The organism is Bacillus sp. LL01 (assembly GCF_001037965.1).
Map to the genome: position 1 here is coordinate 1 of NZ_LFEL01000112.1, position 5,471 is coordinate 5,471.

Sequence of the window (5,471 nt, forward strand, 5' to 3'; positions counted from 1 at the left end):
ATTGCGAGAAATGTCATCAAGATACACTCACCCACATCCAGATGGGGCAATACTTTTTCTTACTTAGTGCCCTACCCTTTTTAATGGCAATCGTCTTAACTTTCGTTGTTCATCCGGTATTTCTAGCTTTTATCCCACTCGTCGCGTGGATGAATTTTCGAATTGCTAAAAAGAAAACACCTCTTAGACGCTGCACAAATTGTCACCACACCATGACCCCACAAAAACGAACACACCATGCTTAATGAAACGATTTTAGTTTAAAAGGGAGGCGGTGCCAATCTATGATGGGCAAGTAGCCGTATAGTGGACAAAAATCGCAAGCCATTTTATAAGGAGGCGTGAGACTTGAAGAAAATTGATAAAAAAGTAGCCGATGCCTATTTTCGTGCGAGAACGACTCTTGTTATTGTCTGTTTGATCATTGGAGGCCTTGTATCGTTTGGTGTAGTAGCTTTTGCAGAGTTCTTTAGCACTTTTACTATTATGGGAATGCCCGCTCATTACTACATGGGAGCGCAAGGGGCTGTTGTTACCTTTGTTCTATTATTATTTGGAAACGCTATTATAAGTGACCAAATTGATAAGAAGTTTGGCATTAATGAAGAAGAGAATGTCAGAGCAAGTGCAGGGAAAGCGCTCGATCACTAAAAAATAGACAAATGAACTAGACAAATGAACAATAAGGGGGCATCATTGTGGACCAACAGACATTAGTTTCAGTATTAATGATTATGGCAACGTTCGGACTATACATTGGGATTTCGGTCTATAACCGTGCAAAAGCAACATCTGACTTCTACGTAGCAAGCCGCGGCGTTCCACCGTTCTGGAATGGTATGGCGATCGGTGGAGACTGGATGAGTGCTGCATCCTTTATCGGGATGGCTGGTACGGTTATGATTCTAGGTTATGACGGTCTTGCCTATATCATGGGTTGGACTGGTGGTTATTTATTCTTAACTTTCTTACTAGCACCGCAGCTTCGGAAGTACGGTCGCTATACAGTTCCAGAGTTCATTGGTGACCGCTTCGATAGTAACACGGCTCGTTTAATTGCCGCGATTGCAACGATTATCATTAGTTTTACCTACATCATCGGTCAATTAGCAGGTTCTGGTGTTGTTATTGGTCGTATCTTAAACATCCCGGCGATGTACGGAACGATGATTGGGGTAGTTGTTATCGCGATCTATGCAACACTCGGTGGGATGAAAGGGATCACGTGGACACAGGTGGCTCAATACATCATCTTAATCATTGCCTACATTATTCCAATTGTGTTCATGTCACTTCAGATTACGAGTAATCCATTACCATGGCTTACATATGGAAATATCGTCACCCAATTAGGTGAGCTTGACCGGGAACTGGGGATCTCGGAGTACTTTGCTCCATTTGCAGAAAGTGAAAAGTCACAGTTCATCGCGCTTATGTTTACATTAATGGTCGGAACAGCTRCGCTTCCACACGTAATTGTTCGTTTTTACACAGTAACAACGATGAAAGCTGCCCGTTGGAGTGGTGCGTGGGCGCTTGTCTTTATCGCCTTGCTTTACTTATCGGCACCAGCATACGCAGCATTTTCTCGTTTTATCTTAATGACACGTGTAGCAGGTCAACCAATTGATGAATTACCAGCTTGGACTACAACATGGGTTAATACAGGCCTCCTTCAAGTCGCTGACCAAAATGGAGACGGTATTCTTCAATGGCAAGAAATTGTCATCTCAAATGACATCGTCGTTATGGCCACACCTGAGATTGCTAACCTAGGCGTWTTCGTTATTGGTCTTGTTGCAGCCGGTGCGATGGCAGCTGCCTTATCGACTGCCGGTRGTTTATTGATTACCATTTCTTCATCGTTTGCGCATGATATTTACTATCGTCTCGTCAATCCAAATGCAAGTGATAAAAAACGTCTTGCTGCTGGACGTTGGGCGATTGTTCTAGCAACAATTGTTGCCGGTGTGGTTGCTCTTAATCCGCCAGGGGTTATTACGCAAATCGTTGCGTGGGCGTTCGCACTTGCCGGCGGTACCTTCTTCCCTGTTCTCCTACTAGGGGTTTGGTGGAAACGTGCCAATGCAAAAGGGGCGATTGCGGGGATGCTTGTCGGGTTGTCTGTTACACTGACATACATTTTATTAGCACGTAGCGGCATCACGATCTTTGGCATTCAAGATACAGGAGCAGGTCTCATCGGGGTACCTATTAACTTTATCGTTACGTATCTCGTTTCTAAAATGACAGCTGCACCATCACAAAAACTACAAGATGAAGTGGTTGACCTACGTTATCCTGAACAAATGACTTACAAAGACGGAGAGGTATGGATGGATGAATCATCAGGTAGATAGCCAAATCATACAAGAGATCCACACTCACCCGCTTTTTGTCGGCATCACAGCCGACGAATTGCGGGAACTCTTAGAAACCTGTGAACTCAAACACTACACGAAATCTCAGAAAGTGCTCTATTCAAAGACGCCGCGAGAAGGACTTCTGCTCATCMTGAAAGGGGTGGCAGAAGTTTTTGTTAGCGGAGGGGAAGCCAATGCCCAAGAGGTACTAGAAGTGCTTCAAAAAGGGGATATGATTGGATTTTCAAGCTTAGCTGATTTTTTAGGCGAAAAAAGTGAAAATCCAGAACAATATGCAGTAGAAGTACGAGCAGTAGAAGAAGCGACATGTCTGCACATTCCCTATCCGGTTATTGAAGCACGCTGGYATGATGATACCGTTCGTGATTTCATGCTCAGGCAAGCATCTATTAGACTACGTGATATCTATCAATCTCTCGCTGAACAAGTGAAGCAAGCAAGCCATTTTGGGGAGAGTGAGCCATTTATCCGCCGCATTCACGATGTGATGACCGAACCAGTTGTTATCGTGGATCAAGATGATGATGTGCAGGACGTGGCGGATACCATGGTCAAACGGGGTACCAGCTCCGTTGTTGTTGTGAATGACGGAGACCAATTAATTGGCATTATCACCGAAAAAGATCTCGTCGCGCGTGTGGTCGCAAATGGAGGCGGCCCTGGAATGGTCGCCAAAGAAGTGATGACCGCCAACCCGTTCATCATAGCCGATGATGCCTTTTATTATGAGGCGATGTCGAGCTTTCTGATGAATGGGATCAAGCATTTACCTGTGATGCGCCGTGGCCGCGTCATCGGAATGGTGACGTTATCTGATCTCCTTCGGAAGAAAAACCGGGGCACGATGGAGATTCTTCATACGATTGAAGAGTCCAATTATGAAACAATCGATGCCATGAAGCCCGCCATCTATGATGTGCTTAGTAATTTAATTCAAGATCGAATTCCAACGACTCATCTTTTAAATGTGATAACGAAGCTATACGACCGCCTCGTTCGACATGCGGWACAGCTCGCCGTTCATGCTTTAGAGGACCGTGGACTAGGAGCACCGCCTGTAGCCTTCAATTGGTACATGATGGGCAGTGGTGGGCGAGCAGAACAGTTTATGTTAACGGACCAAGATCATTTTCTTGTTTATGCTGATAGCCCGGAAGAAAAACGCGAAGAAATCGACCCCTATTTTGCTGAGCTTGGTACAGAAATTGTCCGCCATCTTCAGCAAGCCGGCTATAAACGTTGCAAAGGGTTAATGATGGCAAGCGAATCGCAATGGCGTGGTTCGCTTAAGAAATGGCAAGAGCGTCTCCGTGGCTGGAGCTTACGGTCGACAAATGACAACATCTTGCTTGGCCATAACTTCTTATCTTACCGCATGCTCTACGGGGATGCTGAGCTTCATGATCAGTTTGTCGATGTCGTGCGTGAGATTTTAACGAAGTCAAAAATCTTTCTTTACCGCATGGCTGAGCAGGAAAAAGAATCACCTGTGCCAACACTTGATCACCCGATTCGTGCGTTGTTCCGGATGAAACGGGAATCGATTGATATCAAGATGCATGCACTATTCCCAATGCATCATTGTTTGCAGCTTTTATCAGCCCATCACGGAATATTTGGAGGGACACCACTAGATCGTCTCGATCGATTGGTGGAAAGAGATGTATTTAGTGAGCAAACAGCGGATGAAATTCGTTTTGCTTATGAAGTGGTTCTCTCCATTCGGGTCGATCAAGCATGGCAAAGCTTTAAGTCAGACACAGAACGAACAAGTAAAGTTCATTTTGCTCATCTCAGAACGAAGGATAAAGAGGAATTAATGATTGCCTTAAAAACCATTCGCAGCTTACAAAACCAGACACTCGGTGCCTTTGGTATGTATTAACCATCATGTGACGACTTGAGGAGGTGTGTGTGATGATGTTTTGGAAAAAACAAAAGCTTGATTATAAATTACAATCAGAGGTGCCATTGAACACAAATATTCGTGATTTAACCTTCACGATATTTGATACCGAGACAACCGGATTTGCGATTAATGGCTCTGATCGTATGATTGAAATTGCTGCGGTTCCGGTAGTGAATTTAGAGGTGCAAGAGCAAACCTTTCAAACCTTTGTCAACCCAGAGCGTGAAATCCCGCAAAAAATAACGGAATTAACCGGTATTACTGAAGAAAAGGTGAAGGATGCTCCAGTCGGTCTTGATGCACTCGAACGGTTCTTTCAATTTAATGAAGACATCAATAGTCACCTGTGGGTCGGGCATTACGTCAGCTTTGATATGATGGTCGTGAAAAAAGAATTGCAACGCAAGCAATACACATTTGAGTCTCCTCTTGTCGTTGATACACTCGACTTAATTGGCTACCTTAATCCGTCACGTGACATGCGCGACTTAGAGGTGTATGCCCTGCAATTTGGCACATTGGTCTATGAGCGTCATCAAGCTCTCGGTGATGCGATGACCACCGCACACCTCTTCTGTGAGCTGATGCGCCACTTAGAGGACAGAGGCAAGACAACACTTGCCGACTTATTGGAAATAGGCACCTCGACCACAAGAGGCGTCGTATTTTAAATGTGAGATGAGAGAACGCGGCCGGATGAGGTCGCGTTTTTTTGAGTTGGGGTGGGTTGAGGGTTTTTGTGCGGTTCGCGTTCAGATCAGTCCCGTTCAGTTCGGTACGCGTTCGCACATATAAACGAGTAAAAGAGGCCGCTCGCACATATATTGAAAATAGCGCACATAAACTCCCGGTGCTCGCTCATAAAACAAAGATCCCGCACATAACCTAGTCCAGTTCGCACATAAACCATTAACCTTCGCACATATGACTTCCTTTTCCGATCCCCCCAGAGCTTAAAACGTCCTAAAATCATTTAAATATGTAAAAAAAGTCTGAAAATAGCCCTCGTCCTCTTTAAAATGTGGTATATCTGCTGAATCTCCCTAATAAACTGTACCAATCACCAACACAGATTTAGGGAGGCGAGACGTGTGCACGATTACATCAAAGAGCGAACAATCAAGATTGGCAAGTATATCGTCGAGACAAGAAAAACGGTGCGAACGATTGCGAAGGAG

General features: G+C 44.7%; 6 protein-coding genes. All 6 read left to right on the forward strand.

Annotated features, from left to right (window positions below):
- Positions 1–245, forward strand: a 245-nt coding sequence (locus tag AB685_RS31925) for a hypothetical protein (RefSeq protein ID WP_206742933.1), incomplete at its 5' end; no start/stop codon positions are given.
- Positions 246–348: 103 nt separating this feature from the next.
- On the forward strand, positions 349–651 hold the full coding sequence (locus AB685_RS25635) for a DUF4212 domain-containing protein (RefSeq protein ID WP_047973421.1): 303 nt from the start codon (positions 349–351) through the stop codon (positions 649–651).
- Positions 652–698: 47 nt separating this feature from the next.
- Positions 699–2,360, forward strand: coding sequence for a sodium:solute symporter family protein (locus AB685_RS25640; protein WP_047973422.1), 1,662 nt, complete (start codon positions 699–701; stop codon positions 2,358–2,360).
- Positions 2,341–4,269: a DUF294 nucleotidyltransferase-like domain-containing protein gene (locus tag AB685_RS25645; protein ID WP_047973423.1), complete on the forward strand. Its 1,929-nt coding sequence runs from the start codon at positions 2,341–2,343 to the stop codon at positions 4,267–4,269. The genes AB685_RS25640 and AB685_RS25645 overlap by 20 nt, the downstream gene beginning before the upstream one ends.
- 32 nt (positions 4,270–4,301) lie before the next feature.
- On the forward strand, positions 4,302–4,964 hold the full coding sequence (locus tag AB685_RS25650; protein WP_082153774.1) for a 3'-5' exonuclease: 663 nt from the start codon (positions 4,302–4,304) through the stop codon (positions 4,962–4,964).
- Between the two features lie 420 nt (positions 4,965–5,384).
- The coding region (locus tag AB685_RS25655; protein WP_047973424.1) for a sporulation transcriptional regulator SpoIIID at positions 5,385–5,471 on the forward strand (87 nt) is incomplete at its 3' end.

Coding starts and splice junctions, on each gene's coding strand:
- AB685_RS25650 (WP_082153774.1), top strand. CDS start 4,302: ATGATGTTTTGGAAAAAACAAAAGCTTGATTATAAATTACAATCAGAG.